The sequence below is a fragment of the Gallibacter sp. Marseille-QA0791 genome, assembly GCF_965119705.1.
Classification (GTDB): Bacteria; Bacillota; Clostridia; order Peptostreptococcales; family Anaerovoracaceae; genus Lentihominibacter; species Lentihominibacter excrementipullorum.
In genome coordinates, this window is the sequence record NZ_CBCPMH010000001.1 from 2508897 (window position 1) to 2526570 (window position 17674).

16 protein-coding genes and 1 other annotated feature are annotated in these 17674 nt (G+C 47.6%); all 16 genes read left to right on the top strand.

All coding sequences use genetic code 11. The features are described 5' to 3' along the window. Positions 1 to 104: 104 nt before the first annotated feature. The 16 genes from ACQY69_RS11525 to ACQY69_RS11600 all read left to right on the top strand — a co-directional run bounded on the left by ACQY69_RS11525 (position 105) and on the right by ACQY69_RS11600 (position 17662). Positions 105 to 2033, top strand: a complete 1929-nt coding sequence (locus ACQY69_RS11525; protein ID WP_428260663.1) for an NADH-quinone oxidoreductase subunit L — start codon at positions 105 to 107, stop codon at positions 2031 to 2033. Then, the gene (locus tag ACQY69_RS11530; protein WP_428260664.1) at positions 2033 to 2902 is read left to right on the top strand and encodes a respiratory chain complex I subunit 1 family protein; all 870 of its coding nucleotides are present in this window, start codon (positions 2033 to 2035) and stop codon (positions 2900 to 2902) included. The genes ACQY69_RS11525 and ACQY69_RS11530 overlap by 1 nt, the downstream gene beginning before the upstream one ends. A gap of 13 nt (positions 2903 to 2915) precedes the next feature. Further along, positions 2916 to 3419: an NADH-quinone oxidoreductase subunit B family protein gene (locus tag ACQY69_RS11535; protein ID WP_428260665.1), complete on the top strand. Its 504-nt coding sequence runs from the start codon at positions 2916 to 2918 to the stop codon at positions 3417 to 3419. Next, the gene (locus tag ACQY69_RS11540; RefSeq protein ID WP_428260666.1) at positions 3419 to 3778 is read left to right on the top strand and encodes an NADH-quinone oxidoreductase subunit C; all 360 of its coding nucleotides are present in this window, start codon (positions 3419 to 3421) and stop codon (positions 3776 to 3778) included. Before ACQY69_RS11535 ends, ACQY69_RS11540 begins: the two co-directional genes overlap by 1 nt. A 17-nt stretch (positions 3779 to 3795) precedes the next feature. After that, positions 3796 to 4878, top strand: coding sequence for a nickel-dependent hydrogenase large subunit (locus ACQY69_RS11545; protein ID WP_428260667.1), 1083 nt, complete (start codon positions 3796 to 3798; stop codon positions 4876 to 4878). 10 nt (positions 4879 to 4888) lie between these two features. Next, positions 4889 to 5956, top strand: a complete 1068-nt coding sequence (locus ACQY69_RS11550) for a 4Fe-4S binding protein (RefSeq protein ID WP_428260668.1) — start codon at positions 4889 to 4891, stop codon at positions 5954 to 5956. 273 nt (positions 5957 to 6229) lie between these two features. After that, positions 6230 to 6379, top strand: a complete 150-nt coding sequence (rpmG, locus tag ACQY69_RS11555; RefSeq protein WP_428260669.1) for a 50S ribosomal protein L33 — start codon at positions 6230 to 6232, stop codon at positions 6377 to 6379. A 12-nt stretch (positions 6380 to 6391) separates the two neighbouring features. Next, on the top strand, positions 6392 to 6667 hold the full coding sequence (gene secE / locus ACQY69_RS11560) for a preprotein translocase subunit SecE (protein WP_428260670.1): 276 nt from the start codon (positions 6392 to 6394) through the stop codon (positions 6665 to 6667). Positions 6668 to 6694: 27 nt separating this feature from the next. Continuing rightward, positions 6695 to 7276: a transcription termination/antitermination protein NusG gene (nusG, locus tag ACQY69_RS11565; protein ID WP_428260671.1), complete on the top strand. Its 582-nt coding sequence runs from the start codon at positions 6695 to 6697 to the stop codon at positions 7274 to 7276. Between the two features lie 107 nt (positions 7277 to 7383). Continuing rightward, positions 7384 to 7809, top strand: coding sequence for a 50S ribosomal protein L11 (gene rplK, locus ACQY69_RS11570; protein WP_428260672.1), 426 nt, complete (start codon positions 7384 to 7386; stop codon positions 7807 to 7809). A 71-nt stretch (positions 7810 to 7880) separates the two neighbouring features. Continuing rightward, complete coding sequence (gene rplA, locus ACQY69_RS11575; protein WP_428260673.1) at positions 7881 to 8576, top strand: 50S ribosomal protein L1; 696 nt, start codon at positions 7881 to 7883, stop codon at positions 8574 to 8576. A gap of 12 nt (positions 8577 to 8588) precedes the next feature. Then, positions 8589 to 8722 (top strand) — a sequence feature (ribosomal protein L10 leader region). 88 nt (positions 8723 to 8810) lie between these two features. Further along, entirely contained in the window at positions 8811 to 9302 is a 492-nt protein-coding gene (rplJ, locus tag ACQY69_RS11580; protein ID WP_428260674.1) for a 50S ribosomal protein L10, read from the top strand. 72 nt (positions 9303 to 9374) lie between these two features. Continuing rightward, complete coding sequence (rplL, locus tag ACQY69_RS11585) at positions 9375 to 9743, top strand: 50S ribosomal protein L7/L12 (RefSeq protein ID WP_428260675.1); 369 nt, start codon at positions 9375 to 9377, stop codon at positions 9741 to 9743. A gap of 286 nt (positions 9744 to 10029) precedes the next feature. Beyond that, entirely contained in the window at positions 10030 to 11781 is a 1752-nt protein-coding gene (locus ACQY69_RS11590) for an APC family permease (RefSeq protein WP_428260676.1), read from the top strand. A gap of 290 nt (positions 11782 to 12071) precedes the next feature. Further along, the gene (locus tag ACQY69_RS11595) at positions 12072 to 13760 is read left to right on the top strand and encodes an APC family permease (RefSeq protein ID WP_428260677.1); all 1689 of its coding nucleotides are present in this window, start codon (positions 12072 to 12074) and stop codon (positions 13758 to 13760) included. A 212-nt stretch (positions 13761 to 13972) separates the two neighbouring features. Further along, positions 13973 to 17662 (top strand): DNA-directed RNA polymerase subunit beta, encoded by a 3690-nt coding sequence (locus ACQY69_RS11600; protein WP_428260678.1) that lies wholly within the window; start codon positions 13973 to 13975, stop codon positions 17660 to 17662. Positions 17663 to 17674 lie beyond the last annotated feature (12 nt).

The window sequence follows — 17674 nt, forward strand, 5'->3', positions numbered from 1 at the left end:
GAGTATTTCGCATATTGGATTTGGCTTGATTATTTCATATATATATATGTATAATAAGCATGAGAATTTATAGCTCGGTTAGTTTTTGTTATTAGGAGGATTATATGGGCACTATTCTTTTTCTTATTGGATTTCCAATAATTATTGCCTTGATTCTTTTAGTAAGCAAGGGGGATAAGGTCAGAGACGTGGTTGTCAAGCTGGCGGCGATAGTCATCGCGGCGGCATCCATCGTCGTGGCTGTCCAGTATTTCAAATCGGGCGGGACTTCGTTCGAGTTCCACGCCGAATTTGTCAACTACATTATGATGGCTATCGAAGCGCTGCTTGCGATATATATCATCATAATCGGCATCAAGCATAAGAAATATCTGGCGTCTCTTTTCGCTGTCATCCAAACTCCTCTGTTGATTTGGTTTGAGCTTACTAAAGCACACGGCATTGAAGTCAGAAGCAACATGTATGTTGACAGACTTTCGATAATCATGATATTGATTATTGGTATTATTGGCTCTTTGATAACTGTTTATGCGTTGGGGTACATGAAAGATTTTCAGCATCACCATTCGGATCAGCCGGACAGAAGACCTTGGTTCTTCTTCGTGATGTTCATCTTCCTGGGCGCTATGGTAGGTCTGGTAACATCCAACAACATGATCTGGATGTACTTCTTCTGGGAGATCACCAGCCTGTCGTCCTTCTGGCTCATCGGTTTTACCAGGACCAAGGAAGCGACCAATAACGCGTTCAGAGCGCTGATCATGAACCTTCTCGGAGGTCTGAGCTTCGCAGTCGGGATCGTTATACTGGGAACGGTATTCGGTACGATAGAGCTCGATACGATGCTGATGGTCGGCTCCGTTTACGGCGAGATCGTAGCTATCCCGGCAGCATTCTTTGCTTTCGCCGGTATCACAAAAGCGGCTCAGATGCCGTTCAACAGCTGGCTCCTGGGTGCCATGGTAGCACCGACGCCTACATCAGCTCTCCTTCACTCATCTACGATGGTAAAGGCCGGAGTATTCATGATAATAAAGCTGTCGCCTGTTCTCGGCATGGGCAACTTCGCAGGGATAATGACGATGATGGTCGGCGGGATAACGTTCCTGATGGCCTCCTTCGCCGCCATATCTCAGAGCAATGCCAAGAGAGTGCTGGCGTATTCGACTATAGCAAACCTGGGTCTGATTGTTACATGCGGCGGCATAGGTACTGCCGAGGCTGTATGGGCAGGAATAATGCTGATAATATTCCATGCGGTTACCAAGTCTCTGCTGTTCCTGTGCGTAGGTACTGCCGAACACAATATCGGAAGCAGGGATATCGAGGATATGGACGGTCTCTTTGTGAGAATGCCTAGACTGGCAAGCTTCATGCTTATAGGTATCGCAGGAATGTTCCTGGCTCCGTTCGGTATGCTGATATCAAAATGGGCGGCGATGACGTCCTTTGTGGATTCGGGCAATTTCATCCTGGTAGGGATAATTTGCTTCGGAAGTGCCGTTACAGCCTTCTACTGGATAAAGTGGATGGGTAAGCTTTCGGCCATCGTTGCCAATGAAAAGAATATACAACAGGATGTACATAAGGAAGAATGGTTTGTACAGGGAACATTGACAGGACTTACTATCGTGGTATGTCTTATCTTCCCGCTCATCTCCATGTACATGCTGGTACCTTATCTCGAAGGTGTATTTGGCGGTCTGGCCACATCGGTGTTGTCGTCCAACAATATGATCATCATGGTCGTTATGTTGGTGGTCCTGGTGCTGTTGACGGCGTTCTGCTTCGGAAAGACAAAGAAGAAGATCGTTCCGATCTATCTTGCCGGTGTCAACGAAGGAGACAACAGGACTTATCGTGGCTCCATGGGCAAAGATGTTGCGTTCACACTGAGGAACTGGCATATGGACAGCTACTTCGGAGAAAAGAAGATGAATCTCATAGGTGGTATATTGACTACCGCCATGTTGGTAATAGGGATCGGTGTTATGATCGGAACCCTTGTCAGCTTGTTGGGAGGTGTCGCGTAATGATTATCGAGAATGTAATATCCATAATCGCATACCTGATCCTGGCTCCTTTGGCAGGAGGTCTTCTGGCAGGTCTTGACAGAAAATTGTCGGCAAGGATGCAGAGAAGAGTAGGCCCTCCTGTTCTTCAGCCTTTCTACGACGTATTGAAGCTCTTTGAAAAGGAAAAACAGACGGTAACGAGAGTTCAGGACTATTATGTCCTCATCTTCGTCATCTTTGTGATGGCTTCCGGAGCCATATTCTTTGGAGGGGGAGACCTGCTGCTGGTCATATTCACATTGACAGTAGCCAGTGCGTTCCTCATCATAGCAGCCTTTTCATCCAACTCGCCATATGCACAGGTGGGTGCTGAGCGTGAACTGTTGCAGATGATGGCTTATGAACCGATGGTGCTGATGACGGCTATAGGCTTCTACATGTATTGCGGAAGCTTTACCGTAAGCGACATCATGAAAGGGATCTCGATGCCGTTCCTGCCTTTGATAGGTATATTCATCGGTTTCGTATTTATCCTGACTATCAAGTTCAGGAAATCGCCGTTCGATCTGAGTATGTCTCACCACGCTCATCAGGAGCTGGTAAGAGGTCTGACTACAGAGTTTTCCGGAAGAACGCTGGGATGGATAGAGATATCTCACTGGTATGAAAACGTATTCCTGCTGGGATTCGTATTCCTGTTCTTCGCCAATGGCACTGTATGGGGAACGATAATAGGAGTAGTCGTAGCTGTCGTTGCCTACTTCTTCGAAGTTCTCATAGACAACAGCTTCGCCAGAATGAAGTGGCAGTTCGCTTTCAAATCGGCGTGGATAGTAGCTCTCATCTGCGGCGTTATCAATATTTTCGTGCTGTATCTGATAGTTTAAAGGAGGTGTAGAAATGTCATATATTGCAAAATCACCATGGGTAATCCATTATGACGGCTCCAGCTGCAACGGATGTGATATAGAAGTTCTGGCATGTCTTACACCTATGTATGACGTGGAACGATTCGGTATCATAAATACAGGTAACCCGAAACACGCGGATGTATTCCTGGTTACCGGCTCTGTTAACGAGCAGAACAAGGATGTCGTAAAACAGATATATGAGCAGATGCCTGAGCCTAAGGTGGTAGTGGCCGTAGGCATATGTGCTTGCTCGGCAGGCATTTTCAAACAGTGCTATAATATCATGGGCGGTGTAGACACCGTTATCCCGGTAGATGTGTACGTTCCGGGCTGCGCGGCAAGACCGGAGGCCATAATAGACGGCGTAGTAAAGGGTCTGGCTGTGCTCCAGGAAAAGAGAGAAAAACTGGCGAAGAACCAGGAGATCGCCGAGGACATGGCAGCTGAGGAAAATGAAAAGACTGAGGCGGCTGAGGAAGGAGGGGAAAACTGATGAGTGAGAGAGTATTTGTTGAACAGAACTTCACCCCTGTAGAACTTTCCCAGCTTCTGACCAAGGTAAAGGATCTTAAGGCTGAAGGCTATAGATTTGGCCAGGCTTGCGCCACAGTCGTAGACGACACCTTTGAGATAATCTATTCGTTTGACAAGGATTATCAGCTGGTAAATCTGAGATTGGTTATTTCCCAGGGAGATGAAGTAGAAAGTATAACAGGTGTATATTGGCCTGCATTCATATATGAAAACGAAATGCATGACCTGTTCGGCATCCAGTTCAACCATATGGAGCTGGATTATGAAGGCAATTTCTTCAAGGTGGCCGAACCTACTCCATGGAATCCGAAGAAATAGGAAAGGAAGGTAATAATATGGGTAAGAAAACTATAATTCCTTTCGGACCACAGCATCCGGTACTCCCGGAACCTGTTCACATCGACCTGGTGGTCGAAGATGAAACAGTAGTGGAAGCCATTCCATCTATCGGATTTATCCATAGAGGACTGGAAAAGCTGGTGGAAAAAAGGGACTATACCCAGATGGTATATGTTATAGAGCGTATCTGCGGTATTTGCAGCTTTGGACACGGATGGGGAGCGGCTGCTTCCATCGAAGGCGCCATGGGTGTAAAGATACCGGAGAGAGCTGAATATCTCAGGACGATACTCCACGAGCTGTCCAGGCTCCACAGCCATTTGCTGTGGCTCGGACTTCTGGCTGATGCGTTCGGCTTCGAAAGTCTGTTCATGCACTGCTGGAGGATAAGGGAGACTATACTGGATATCCTCGAGAAAGCTACAGGAGGAAGAGTTATCTTCTCCATCTGTAAGGTAGGTGGTCTGAGAAAGGATATCGACAATGAAGAGCTGAAGGAGATAGCTTCCAAGCTGGAAAGCATCAGAGCTGAAGTGAAAGAGATCACCGATGTATTCATCGAGGACGATTCTGTTAAAAACAGGATGTGCGGTGTAGGCGTGCTCTCTAAGGAAGACGCTATGGAGCTGTGCGCGGTGGGACCTGTGGCAAGAGGATCCGGCGTCGTGCAGGATCTGAGAATGACTGACAATCACGGCGTATACGGTGAACTGGGATTCGAACCTGTCATAGAGGAAGCGGGAGACTGCTATGCGAGATGTAAGGTGAGAATAGGAGAAGTGTTCCAGTCTATAGATCTCATCGTCAAGGCTGTTGAGAAGATTCCTGATGGTCCGGTAGACGTTCCGGTCAAAGGAAATGTAGAGGGAGAACATATGGTAAGGCTGGAGCAGCCTAGAGGAGAGGCATATTATTATGCCAAAGGAGCCGGCACGAAATTCCTCAAGAGGATGCGTGTCAGGACCCCGACCAATATGAATATCCCGGCACTGGTTAAAATACTGCAGGGCTGCGATCTGGCGGACGTACCGATGATGGTGCTGACTATCGACCCTTGCATCAGTTGTACAGAAAGGTAGGTGAGAGTTAATGGGAGCTTTTAAAATTGCCAAAACAGTACTGAAAAGCGCATTCAAAAAGCCTGCGACTCTCATGTATCCTGTGGTGGAACGAGAATGGCAGGAAAGGACGAGAGGAAGCATAGATATCGAGGCGGATAAGTGTATTCTCTGCGGGATATGCTCCAAAAGATGTCCGGCCGACGCTATAAATGTAGACAGAAAGGGTGGCAAATGGGAGATACACAGGATGCAGTGTGTCCAGTGCGGAGAGTGCGTGGAAGCGTGTCCGAAAAACTGTCTCGATATGAACCCTAAGTATACGGAGCCTGGTACGGAAAAGGTCATAGATATCGTCGATGTGGAAGTGAAGAAGCCTGCGGCTAAAGACGATAAAGGCGGCAGCGCGAATGCGGCTTCCGGGGACGACGATAAGCTGATCTGTGATCAGGATGTCTGCATCTATTGTGGATTGTGCGCTAAAAATTGTCCGTGCGACGCTCTTGAAGTCGACAGGAAGGAAAAGATCTGGAAAGTCGATGATGACGCATGTGTCAAGTGTGGAGCATGTGTCGACAAGTGTCCTAAGAAGTGCCTGATTATCGGCGCGCCTGGAGAGGCAAAGGCTGAGGAAAAAACAGAAGAAGCTCCGGCGGCAGCTGAAGCGTCAACAGATGATGAGAAGCTGATCTGCGATCAGGATGACTGCATCTATTGCGGATTGTGTGCTAAGAATTGTCCGTGCGACGCTCTTGAAGTCGACAGAAAGGAAAAAATCTGGAAAGTCGATGATGACGCGTGTGTCAAGTGCGGAGCATGCGTCGACAAGTGTCCTAAGAAGTGCCTGACTATAGGTATCCCTTCGGATACGGAAAGTGAAGCCGGCGACAAGGCGGATGAGAAACCTGCCGCAGTGTCGATGAAGCCGGTCATGGATGAGGACAGATGCGTTTACTGCAACATGTGCGCTAATGAATGTCCTGCCGACGCTCTGGAAGTAGAGGTCGATGACTGGAAGCTGGACGAGGATAAGTGCATCGGTTGCGGGGCCTGCATAGACGTATGCCCGGCAGATGCCCTTGAGATGACGGAAAAATAGACGGTTTGAAGACGATCTGAAAGTCAGGATATGCAGGCGGCCGACAGGCTGTCTGCATATTTTTCGCGAAAAATCTTGACATTGACAACGTGGTAATATACAATTATTTAGCGACTTTATGTGAATAACCGAATAAGGGCAGTATCTGCTCTTACTTTTATAACGAAGAAAATGTCGCGTTTATCGTGATGTTGACGGAGTTTTAAGGGAGTTTATCATCGAGGACGACGAATCGGCTGAGCCGACTTTGTGAATTGAACGGAGGACAGTGATATGAGAGTAAAAGTTGTGCTTGCCTGTACTGAATGCAAGCAGAGAAATTACAATACGATGAAGAACAAGAAAAATACCAGTGATCGTATAGAGATGAACAAGTACTGCAAGTTCTGCAAGAAGCATACGCTTCATAAGGAAACCAAGTAAGGGAGAAGAACTATGGCAAAAACGTCAAAAGGAAAAGGCGGCGCCGCAGCAAAGCAGACATCTAACAGGCAGAGAGCGATGGCTGCCTCTGCTCAGAAGAGGAAGAGAGGCAGCATAAAGGAATACTTCAAAGGCGTGAAGCTGGAGATGAAGAAAGTAGTATGGCCGACAAAGAAGGAACTGGGATCATTTACCGCCATAGTGCTGGCTACTTGTGCAGCCTTTGCGGTAGTATTCTGGGCAGTTGACACAGGAGTGCTGGCGGCTATAAGAGCCGTATGTTTCTAAGGGATAGGACAGGAGCTTTTTAGTACGATGTGTGAAAACGAAAACAAAGAGGAAAAAAAACTTGACCTGGAGAGCCTGGAAGGTCTGAGAGGCGATGGTGAGGCCAAATGGTATGTAGTTCATACTTATTCCGGTCATGAAAACAAAGTTAAGGTAAATATAGAAAAGATCGTCGAGAACAGAGGGATGCAAGACCTTATTCTCGATGTTATCGTGCCTACCGAGGACAGAGTAGAGGTGAAGAATGGGCAGCGAAAGGTCAAGACGAGAAAGATATTCCCCGGATATGTCCTCGTAAAGATGATAGTGACCAATGAATCCTGGTATCTTGTGAGAAATACACAAGGAGTCACGGGATTTGTAGGACATGGCTCGGACCCTATTCCTCTTACGAAGGAAGAAGTAAGGAGAATGGGAATAGAGAAAATATATATAGATCTCGATATAGATGTTGGTGATACTGTAAAGGTCATCAACGGACCGTTCGAGAATTTCATGGGCGTTGTTGAAGAGGTCAACATGGAGAAGCAGACGCTGAAGGCGAAGGTATCCATGTTCGGAAGAGATACGCCTGTAGAACTGGATTTCGCTCAGGTCGATAAGATCTAGAGCAACGGTGTATGTAACAGAGCTTGTCGCCGGCCTCATGCCGGAAGATGCGGCTTTGTTCCAATATCGATCCCCTGTGGGGAAATCAGGAAGAAAGGAGAGAAAAAATGGCAAAGAAGATTGAAGGCTATATCAAGCTTCAGATCCCTGCCGGAAATGCTAATCCAGCGCCGCCTGTAGGACCGGCTTTAGGTCAGCATGGTGTCAACATCATGGATTTCTGCAAGCAGTTCAACGCTAAAACGCAAGATCAGCCGGGAATGATAATCCCTGTAGTGATCACTGTGTATGCAGATCATTCATTCTCATTCATCTGTAAGACACCGCCTGCAGCTGTACTGCTCAAGAAAGCGGCGGGACTCGATTCAGCATCCGGTGAACCTAACAAGACTAAGGTCGCAACGCTGACCAGAGCGCAGGCTGAAGAGATAGCCAAGACAAAGATGCCTGACCTCAATGCCGCAAGCCTCGAGGCAGCGACGGAAATGATCAAGGGCACAGCAAGAAGCATGGGAATAGTTATTGAAGATTAGCAGACGGTGGGAGACCGGACGGCTGTCGATGAGGCGCGCGGCTGGTCGTTAGAACCACGAGGAGGAAAGAAATGCCTAAGAGAGGAAAGAAATATCAGGATTCCGTAAAGGAATATGATAAAACTGAATTATACGATGTAGAAGACGCTATGGACATCGTAGTGAAGACGTCGAAGGCAAAGTTTGACGAGACGGTCGAGCTGCACGCCAGACTGGGTGTCGATGGAAGACATGCGGACCAGCAGGTAAGAGGAGCCATAGTTCTCCCTCACGGTGTAGGAAAGACCAAGACAGTTCTTGTCTTTGCCAAAGGTCCTAAGGCTACTGAAGCCGAAGAGGCCGGCGCGGATTTCGTTGGAGCCGAGGAAATGGCTCAGAAAATCCAGAGCGAAGGCTGGTTCGATTTCGATGTAGTTATCGCGACTCCGGATATGATGGGCGTCGTAGGACGACTCGGTAAGCTGCTGGGGCCTAAGGGCCTGATGCCGAACCCGAAGTCCGGTACGGTCACCATGGATGTTGCCAAGGCCATAGAAGAAGTTAAGGCCGGTAAGGTAGAGTATCGTCTCGACAAGGCCAACATAATCCATACGCCTATAGGTAAGACTTCATTCGGAAAGGAAAAGCTGACTGATAATTTCAACGCTATAATGGGAGCTATCATAAAGGCCAAGCCGGCATCGGCGAAGGGCCAGTATCTCAAGAGCGTAGTAGTTTCGTCGACTATGGGTCCGGGAGTCAAGATCAACGCCATGAAACTGGGCTAGTTGAAACAAAACAAAAAAGAATATAATAGGCCGTAGACAGCGGGAGGATGGACCGTAAGGAATATCCTTAATGTATTCCCGCCGAGGTACAATGTAAATACATTTGCCTTGCTGCCTGCGGACAGCAGGGCTTTTTTATAGAGTACCTTAAACGCCATGGCGTCTTTTAACGAGAGACGTCATGATGATTGCCTCTGGCAATCGATCAAATCTATGAAAGGAGAATGCGCGGTAATGAAAGAAGCTTACAAACAAAAGCAAGTAATAATCGACGAGATAAAAGATAAGTTTGAAAGAGCAGCATCAGTCGTAGTCATCGACTATATCGGCATTACGGTAGCGGAAGCTGATGAGATGAGAAAAAAGCTTCGTGAAGCCGATGTGGACTATACTGTTTACAAGAATACTCTGGTAAACAGAGCCATCGAAGGTACTGAATACGAAGCTATAAAAGACATCCTTGCGGGACCGAGCGGATTTGCTTTCAGCTATGATGATGCGACAGCTCCTGCGAGAGTGCTGAATGGCGCTATCAAGGAGTACAATAAGATGGAGTTTAAAGGCGGTATCGTGGAAGGCGAATACTACGACAAAGAAGGCCTTCAGAAGCTGGCTTCGATACCATCGAGAGATACGCTCATTTCCAAATTTATGGGAAGCATTCAGTCTCCAGTGGCCAACTTCGCGAGAGTTGTGGCACAGATCGCGGAGCAGAAGGAAGCGTAAAACACCGTGGCGTCTGTCCGGCAAATGGCTGGACGGGAAAGTTGTTTAAAATTTGTGTAAAGGAGAAAAAAGATGAACAAGGATCAAATTATAGAAGCTATAAAAGAGATGTCCGTTTTAGAGCTGAACGAGCTGGTTAAAGCTTGTGAGGAAGAATTTGGCGTATCAGCTGCAGCAGGTGTAGTTGTAGCGGCTGCAGACGGCGGCGCAGCAGGCGGCGGCGAAGAGCAGAGCGAATTCACTGTAGTGCTGAAGGAAGTTGGCGCTGAGAAGATCAAGGTAATCAAGGCTGTAAGAGAAATCACAGGTCTGGGTCTTAAGGAAGCCAAAGAGCTGGTTGACGGAGCTCCTTCCAATGTTAAGGAAGGCTGCGAAAAGGCTGAAGCAGAGGGCTTCAAGGCACAGCTGGAAGAAGTTGGTGCAGTTGTTGAACTCAAATAAGCCGGATCCGCTATTTGCTGTGTGACATTTGCGAATAAGAGATCGGAACTATATTGCGCGATACAGGGCGCAGGAGGTTCCGATCTTTTTTATTTGTATGGCTCAAAACAGATCCTGCCCATAAGATTATCATATTATATCGAGAGTGAAAGCGGAGAAAAGGGGCATCTGATATTTATTGACGCTGATAAGGAGCGAAAATTCGAAAAATATTGAAATTTCCGCAAAGAGTTGTATAATGTAGGGAGAAATGATCTGCGCGTATCTTATTGAAAAGGAGGGTGAGATGAGTAACAATCAAAATGATGATGTTAAAGTGGGCGGAAATGGTTTGAAAAAACATAACATCAAGGTATCTACGGTAGTGTTCATGATTTTCTGCCTGTGCGCGGCAGGGTGCTACGGTATCGAGGAAATGATGCCGGAATCAGGACCAGGCCTGACCGTTATCATGTTGATCGTGCTACCGTTCGTATGGAGCACACCGTTAGGACTGGTGGCATCGGAGCTGGGATCCGCAAGACCGCAGGAAGGCGGATATTACAAATGGGTGCAGGAGGCTCTCGGCGAGTATTGGGGCTTTCAGGCAGGGTGGTGGCGAACCATTTCCATTTACATAGACAATACTCTCTATGTAATTCTGGCAGGAGGATATCTTGCCAACTGGTTCGATCTGAGCTGGGGAATGGAATTTGCTTTCAAAGTACTGATGATACTGGTGTTCACCTACATCAATATAAGGGGTGTAAAAGATGTGGGTATTGTAAGCACCATTCTGGCCATTCTCGTGATCGTTGCCTTTGCCATGGTAGCTGTATGCGGGTTCCTCAACTGGGAACAGAACCCTGTGATACCGGTAACTGCAGATGGAGAGATCACAGGTTTCTCGGGGATAGGCTTTGCGGATTGGGTATATTATATCGGTATGGGTATCGCTATCGGCATGTGGATGTATGCGGGATATGAATCCATGTCGACTATAGCGGGCGAAGTTGAAAATCCTCAGGTCATCCCTAAGGCGACGATGATAACGGTACCGCTTATCATGGCGGTGTATATTTTCCCTACTATTGCCGGACTTGCTACTCTTACAGATGAAAAAGTAGCGGATATACTTGGGATCTCAGTAGCTGAGGTACAGGATGCCGGAGGAGCGTGGGCCTTTTGGGGGACTGAGACCGGAACTGTAGGATATGCCGACGTTGTTACTGCCAATTGGGGGCCGGCTTTTGGAGTGTTCTTTGTAATAGTCGCGGTGCTCGCTCAGTGCTCCATATATAACACTTATATAGCGTCCGGATCCAGAGGATTCTTCGCGTTGGCTGAGGATAATCTGGCGCCTCCGTTCCTGGTAAAGTGCGATAAAAAGCATGGCGTACCTTATATTTCCGTATTGTCAGTGGGGATCGTCAATCTGATCCTTTGCAATTTTGCCTTCACGGCAGTGGTAGTAGTGGATGTATTCCTGCTGGTATCGGCCTATGTCATGATTTTCATCTCGGCTTTGATACTGAGAAAGAGGATCCCGGACGAAGAAAGAAAATTCAAGATCCCGGGCGGATACGGATTCCTGTGTGTAGTATGCGTCGTACCTTGCGTCATAGCGTTTATAGCATTCTTTATAAACGGCACCGATTATTTTATAGGTGGTATGTTGGGGATCGTTTCGGGCCCGATCTTGTATTATATCTGGAAGAGGATGTATGGCGGGCTTGCTAAAAAAGACCCTGTCGGCCATCCGCTCAATCCTAAGACAGGACTTGCTGTAGGGGATACGAGACGCATATCCTTTAATTTCATAATCCTGGCTGTATTCGGATTTCTCGGCTATCCTTGGCTGGGCTGGTTCGAAGGTGACTGGGGCCCTGAATATTATGCGGAGGAAAGTGGAAATCCGGGATTTTTGGCGGATTTTGACCTGATGCTGGATATCATACTTTACGGCTCGGTAATTTTCGCGGTGATAGGGATCGTATTCTACCTCATTTCTGTGAAGGTAGAACCGAAGAGAGCGGCGAAAAAGACAGGGAACAGTTAAAGCTGAATACAATTCGGAACGTAATAAGATCAAAGGGGATAATGGGAGAAAGAGGGCTGATGCGCCGGCGGGAAAGAACTGTCGGCGCATCGGCCCTCTTTACTATTTTAATATTCAGGAAGGCGAATTTACAATATTGTACAGGTAGTAAATGTAATTTGCTTGCTCGATTTTCGCAACGAAGTTGTCGAGATTTAGAAAACAATTCAAAAGCATTGTAATATTCTGAAACATATGTTATGTTATCCGATACGCAATACTATTATAAAATTTAAGCAAAGGAGGAAAACATGACTCAAAATCAAAACAACAAAGTTGCTCATGTAGGAGAGCATGGATTGAAGAAGCATGACCTCAAGGTTTCAACAGTCGTATTCATGATCTTCTGTCTGGTAGCGGCAGGCTGTTATGGTATCGAGGAAATGATACCTGAATGCGGGCCAGGGCTTACTATCGTTATGCTCTGCGTGATGCCGTTCGTATGGGCGCTTCCTTTCGGACTTGTGGCTTCTGAATTGGGTTCCGTAAGACCTCAGGAGGGAGGCTATTATAAGTGGGTCCAGGAAGCTCTGGGAGAGTTCTGGGGATTCCAGGCCGGTTGGTGGAGAACTATTTCTATTTATATCGATAATGCGTCATACGTTATACTGGCAGGCGGATATGCGGCAGCCCAGTGGGATCTGAGCTGGACTGGTGAATTCGCTATAAAAGCAGCAATGATAATCATCTTCACCTGGATCAATATACGTGGTATCAAGGATGTCGGCGTAGCCAGCACGATACTGTCTATCCTGGTAATGGTGGCTTTCGGTATCGTTGCCATATGTGGATTCCTCAACTGGGGCGGAAATGCCGAGACAGCAGACACCATATCGTTCCAGCTTACCGCTTATGAACCGACAGGCGCTGCTGACTGGCTCTTCTTTATCGCCGGCGGCATATCGGTATGCATGTGGATGTACTCGGGATATGAGTCCATGTCCACTATAGCAGGAGAGGTTTCCAATCCTCAGGTCATCCCTAAGGGAACTTTGATAACTATACCGCTCATCATGGCAGTATATATCTTCCCTACAGTAGCAGGCCTCGGTTCTCTGGGACAGTGGGAAAACTGGGGAACAGAAGCGGATACTGTTGGATATGCGACTGTAGTAGAGACATTCTGGGGCCCTGCCTTCGGTGTCTTCTTCGTAGTAGTGGCGATACTGGCGCAGTGCTCCATATTCAACACGTATATCGCGTCAGGTTCGAGAGGATTTTTCTCGCTGGCAGACGACTATCTGGCGCCGCCAGTCCTTGTCAAGTGCGATAAGAAGCATGGCGTACCTTATATCGCTGTACTTACCGTGGCTATATCGACGATGATCCTCTGTATGCTTCCGTTTGGATTCGTAATCATACTGGATGTACATATGCTGATCGCGTCCTATGTACTGGTATACATTTCCGCTATCGTGCTCAGAAAGAAGATACCGGAAGAGGAATATAAGTTCAAGATCCCTGGCGGCTTTGGCTTCCTTGTAGTCCTCTGTATAGTGCCTATCTGCGTAGTGCTGTTCGCGATATTCATCAATGGTTCAGACTACTATTTGGGAGGAATGACGGCTATGGCATCCGGACCTGTTCTCTATTTCATCTGGAAGAGAATGTATGGCGGACTTGCAAAGAAGGATCCTGTTGCATTCCCTGTCAATGAAAAGACCGGGATGGCAAAGGGCGATACCAAGAGGATCGCGCTGCTGTTTTTCATCATGACCGTTATGAATGTCATCATGCTGTTGTTCACACCGTGGTATGAAGGCTGGGGAACAGCGGATTCGTGGGAATCCGGAGATTACTTCGATGGGATAATCGAAAATGTCAATGTGGATTCCATCGTAAGCTTCATAGGAACTTATATGGATATCTTCACGGTTGCGTGCGCTCTCATATGCGTAGTAATGTTTATCATCTCCAAAAAGGTTGAGAAAAGCAAATAACTTAGAAGAGTTCGTGTTCTGAATATAATAGCTTTGCGGAGTGGCCGCACCGGATGTTTTCCGGTGCGGTCGCTTATTATGCAGGTATTTGCAGCGCGTCTCTTTCCTGAATGAAAAATTTCCCAAAATATATTGACGATTTGACAACTCTATGATATCATAATAAACTGCCCTGCAAATGTAATCTGTTAAATTTATAAGGAGTGATGAATATGCCAAAGCCGATAAAATTAGGTAGGAAAGAGCGAATGACCTTCTCGAAGATCAACGAAGTGGCTGAAATGCCTAACTTGATCCAGATACAGACCGATTCGTATGACTGGTTTGTAAGAGAAGGTTTTCGTGAGGTTTTTGAGGACATTTCGCCTATCAAAGATTACGCGGATAATCTTGCCCTCGAATTCATCGATTACTCCCTGACAGATCCTCCTAAATACGAGCAGGAAGAATGCAAGGAGAGAGATGTCACCTACGCAGCTCCATTAAAAGTAAAAGTGCGGCTTGTCAACAAGGAAACCGGAGAGGTCAAGGAACAGGAAGTCTTCATGGGAGATTTTCCGCTTATGACCGAGAAAGGAACGTTTATCTACAACGGTGCGGAGAGAGTCGTCGTTACTCAGTTGGTCCGTTCCCCGGGGCCTTATTATGACAAGGAGATAGATAAATCAGGAAAGAATCTGTTCTTTACCACCGTTATACCAAACAGAGGAGCCTGGCTGGAATACGAGACCGATTCCAACGAGATAATCTCTGTTCGCGTGGACAGGACGAGAAAACAGCCGGTCACGACACTTCTGAGAGCCCTGGGACTGGGAAGCAATCAGGAGATCATCGACATGTTCGGTGAGGACCCTAGGCTTATGAAGACGCTGGAGAAGGATACGACCACCAACTATGAGGAAGGCCTGAAAGAAATATACAAAAAACTGAGACCGGGTGAACCGCCGACTATAGAGAGCGCCCAGTCGCTGTTCAATTCCATGTTCTTCGATCCGAAGAGATATGACCTGGCGAAGGTAGGAAGGTACAAATATAATAAAAAGCTGGGCCTTTTCAATCGTCTGGTAGGGAATGCGGTGGCTGAAGATGTCATAGATCCCAACACAGGCGAAATACTGGCGGAGAAAGACCAGAACGTGGACAAGACGCTGGCCAGACAGATAGAAAATGCTGGCGTTGAATTTGTAATGGTCAAGAGTCCTGTGGAAGAAGGCCGGGTGACCAAGGTCATAGGCAATCAGTTCGTCGATATAGCCGCATATATAGATTTCGATATTTCGGACATAAAAGTGCCGAAACAGGTTTATTATCCCGTGCTGATGGAAATACTCAGCGAAAATGAGGGACAGGAAGCGGTGAAGGACGCTATCAGGATGAGGAAGAACGAGCTTTCACCTAAACACATACTGGTGGCCGATGTCTTCGCGTCTGTCAGCTACCTGTTGAACCTCAATTACGGCATCGGGAATATAGACGACATAGATCATCTGGGAAACAGGCGCCTCAGGACTGTAGGCGAATTGCTGCAGAACCAGATAAGGATAGGTCTTTCCAGAATGGAAAGGACCATAAAGGAGAGGATGACGACTCAGGATATCTCCGAGGTCACGCCTCAGGGCCTTATGAACATAAGACCTGTTACCGCCGCGGTAAAAGAGTTCTTCGGGAGCTCTCAGCTTTCCCAGTTCATGGATCAGAACAACCCGCTGGCGGAGCTTACGCATAAGAGAAGACTTTCAGCATTGGGGCCGGGCGGTCTTTCCAGAGAGAGAGCGGGATTTGAGGTGCGAGACGTCCATCACTCTCATTACGGAAGGATGTGTCCGATAGAGACGCCTGAAGGACCTAATATAGGATTGATAGGCTCTCTTACGACCTACGGCGTAGTCAATGAATACGGGTTCATCGAAACACCATACAGAGTCGTAGACAAGGCGACGGGAAGAGTTACCGAAGAGATCCATTATCTCACAGCTGACGATGAGGAAGATAAGATCATCGCTCAGGCCAATGAGCCGCTGGATTCAGAAGGGCATTTCGCCAACCTGAAGGTTTCCGTGCGTGGCAAAGGCGGAGAGACGGAGTTGGTTCCGAGAGAAGCTGTCGATTACATGGACGTATCGCCGAAACAGGTGGTTTCGGTAGCTACGGCTATGATCCCGTTCCTGGAAAATGACGATGCTAACAGAGCGCTGATGGGCGCCAACATGCAGCGTCAGGCTGTGCCGTTGCTGGTGACAGAGGCGCCTATAGTGGGAACAGGTATAGAACACAAGGCAGCCAAGGACTCAGGCGTTGTTGTGATAGCTAAACATTCGGGTGTCATAGACTTTGTAGACGCTGATAAGATCGTCGTGCTCAGAGATGACGGCGAAGGAACCGATGAATATAAGCTGCTCAAGTTCAAACGTTCCAACCAGGGGACATGTATCAACCAGCGCCCTATAGTCTACAATGGCGAGCACGTGGAAAAAGGAGAAGTCATAGCGGATGGCCCGTCGACGGAAAACGGCGAGATAGCTCTCGGAAAAAACCTGCTGATAGGGTTCATGACGTGGGAAGGCTATAACTATGAGGACGCCATCATACTGAACGAAAGACTGATAATGGAAGATGTGCTCACGTCCATCCATATAGAGAAATATGAGGCAGAAGCCAGAGATACGAAGCTGGGGCCTGAGGAGATCACCAGGGAGATACCAAATGTGGGTGAAGATGCGTTGAAGGATCTCGACGAAGACGGTATCATCAGAAAAGGCGCGGAAGTCAATTCTTCGGACATACTTGTAGGTAAGGTGACTCCTAAGGGAGAGACGGAGCTTACCGCCGAGGAAAGACTGCTGAGAGCCATATTCGGCGAGAAGGCCAGAGAAGTCAGAGACACGTCGCTGAGAGTACCTCACGGTGAGACTGGTATCGTGGTGGATGTCAAGATATTCTCCCGCGATAACGGCGACGAGCTTCCTCCTGGCGTCAATAAGCTTGTTCGCTGCTATATAGCTACGAAGAGAAAAATAAGCGTCGGCGATAAGATGGCCGGCAGGCACGGAAACAAAGGTGTAATTTCCAGGATACTTCCTGAAGAGGATATGCCGTTCCTGGAGAATGGTCAGCCTCTGCAGGTGATGCTCAATCCTCTCGGCGTACCGTCCCGAATGAATGTAGGGCAGGTACTGGAAGTCCATCTGGGACTGGCGGCGAAAAACAAGGGCTGGTATATCGCCACCCCTGTATTCGACGGCGCTACCGAGAAGGATATCATAGAGCTGCTGAAGGAGACCGGTTTTGATGAAAGCGGTAAGCTGAACTTGAGAGATGGACGTACAGGAGAGTATTTCGACAATCCTGTAACGGTAGGATACATGTACATGCTGAAGCTTCACCACCTGGTCGACGATAAGATCCATGCCAGGAGTACAGGTCCATATTCCCTTGTAACGCAGCAGCCTCTGGGAGGAAAAGCCCAGTTTGGCGGACAGCGTTTCGGAGAGATGGAAGTATGGGCTCTCGAGGCATATGGCGCAGCATATACTCTGCAGGAGATATTGACGGTCAAGTCCGACGATATCGTGGGTCGTGTAAAGACTTATGAGGCTATCGTAAAGGGCGAGAACATACCTGAACCGGGGATCCCTGAGTCATTCAAGGTCCTCATCAAGGAAATGCAGAGTCTGTGCCTCGATGTAAAGGTGCTTACGGAGGACAATGAGGAGATAGAGATAAAAGAGACCAGCGAGATAGAAGGTATCCCTGTCATCGAAGATATGGTAGATGTCGATATTGAAGGTGATGAGCCTGATGATATTGATGATTTCGATGAGGGCGAAGCTGAAGAAGGAGAGGATGACTACGACGACGAGGAGTTTGAGGAAGCTGAGTCTGAACCGGTTGAAGAAGAGTAGGAAAGGGGAAGT

Bases quoted from the DNA above. Each gene is read 5' to 3' on its own strand.
- ACQY69_RS11530 (WP_428260664.1), top strand. From the start codon at position 2,033: ATGATTATCGAGAATGTAATATCCATAATCGCATACCTGATCCTGGCT.
- ACQY69_RS11600 (WP_428260678.1), top strand. From the start codon at position 13,973: ATGCCAAAGCCGATAAAATTAGGTAGGAAAGAGCGAATGACCTTCTCG.
- ACQY69_RS11595 (WP_428260677.1), top strand. From the start codon at position 12,072: ATGACTCAAAATCAAAACAACAAAGTTGCTCATGTAGGAGAGCATGGA.
- nusG (WP_428260671.1), top strand. From the start codon at position 6,695: ATGTGTGAAAACGAAAACAAAGAGGAAAAAAAACTTGACCTGGAGAGC.
- secE (WP_428260670.1), top strand. From the start codon at position 6,392: ATGGCAAAAACGTCAAAAGGAAAAGGCGGCGCCGCAGCAAAGCAGACA.
- rplK (WP_428260672.1), top strand. From the start codon at position 7,384: ATGGCAAAGAAGATTGAAGGCTATATCAAGCTTCAGATCCCTGCCGGA.
- rplA (WP_428260673.1), top strand. From the start codon at position 7,881: ATGCCTAAGAGAGGAAAGAAATATCAGGATTCCGTAAAGGAATATGAT.
- rplL (WP_428260675.1), top strand. From the start codon at position 9,375: ATGAACAAGGATCAAATTATAGAAGCTATAAAAGAGATGTCCGTTTTA.
- ACQY69_RS11540 (WP_428260666.1), top strand. From the start codon at position 3,419: ATGAGTGAGAGAGTATTTGTTGAACAGAACTTCACCCCTGTAGAACTT.
- ACQY69_RS11545 (WP_428260667.1), top strand. From the start codon at position 3,796: ATGGGTAAGAAAACTATAATTCCTTTCGGACCACAGCATCCGGTACTC.
- rplJ (WP_428260674.1), top strand. From the start codon at position 8,811: ATGAAAGAAGCTTACAAACAAAAGCAAGTAATAATCGACGAGATAAAA.
- rpmG (WP_428260669.1), top strand. From the start codon at position 6,230: ATGAGAGTAAAAGTTGTGCTTGCCTGTACTGAATGCAAGCAGAGAAAT.
- ACQY69_RS11525 (WP_428260663.1), top strand. From the start codon at position 105: ATGGGCACTATTCTTTTTCTTATTGGATTTCCAATAATTATTGCCTTG.
- ACQY69_RS11590 (WP_428260676.1), top strand. From the start codon at position 10,030: ATGAGTAACAATCAAAATGATGATGTTAAAGTGGGCGGAAATGGTTTG.
- ACQY69_RS11535 (WP_428260665.1), top strand. From the start codon at position 2,916: ATGTCATATATTGCAAAATCACCATGGGTAATCCATTATGACGGCTCC.
- ACQY69_RS11550 (WP_428260668.1), top strand. From the start codon at position 4,889: ATGGGAGCTTTTAAAATTGCCAAAACAGTACTGAAAAGCGCATTCAAA.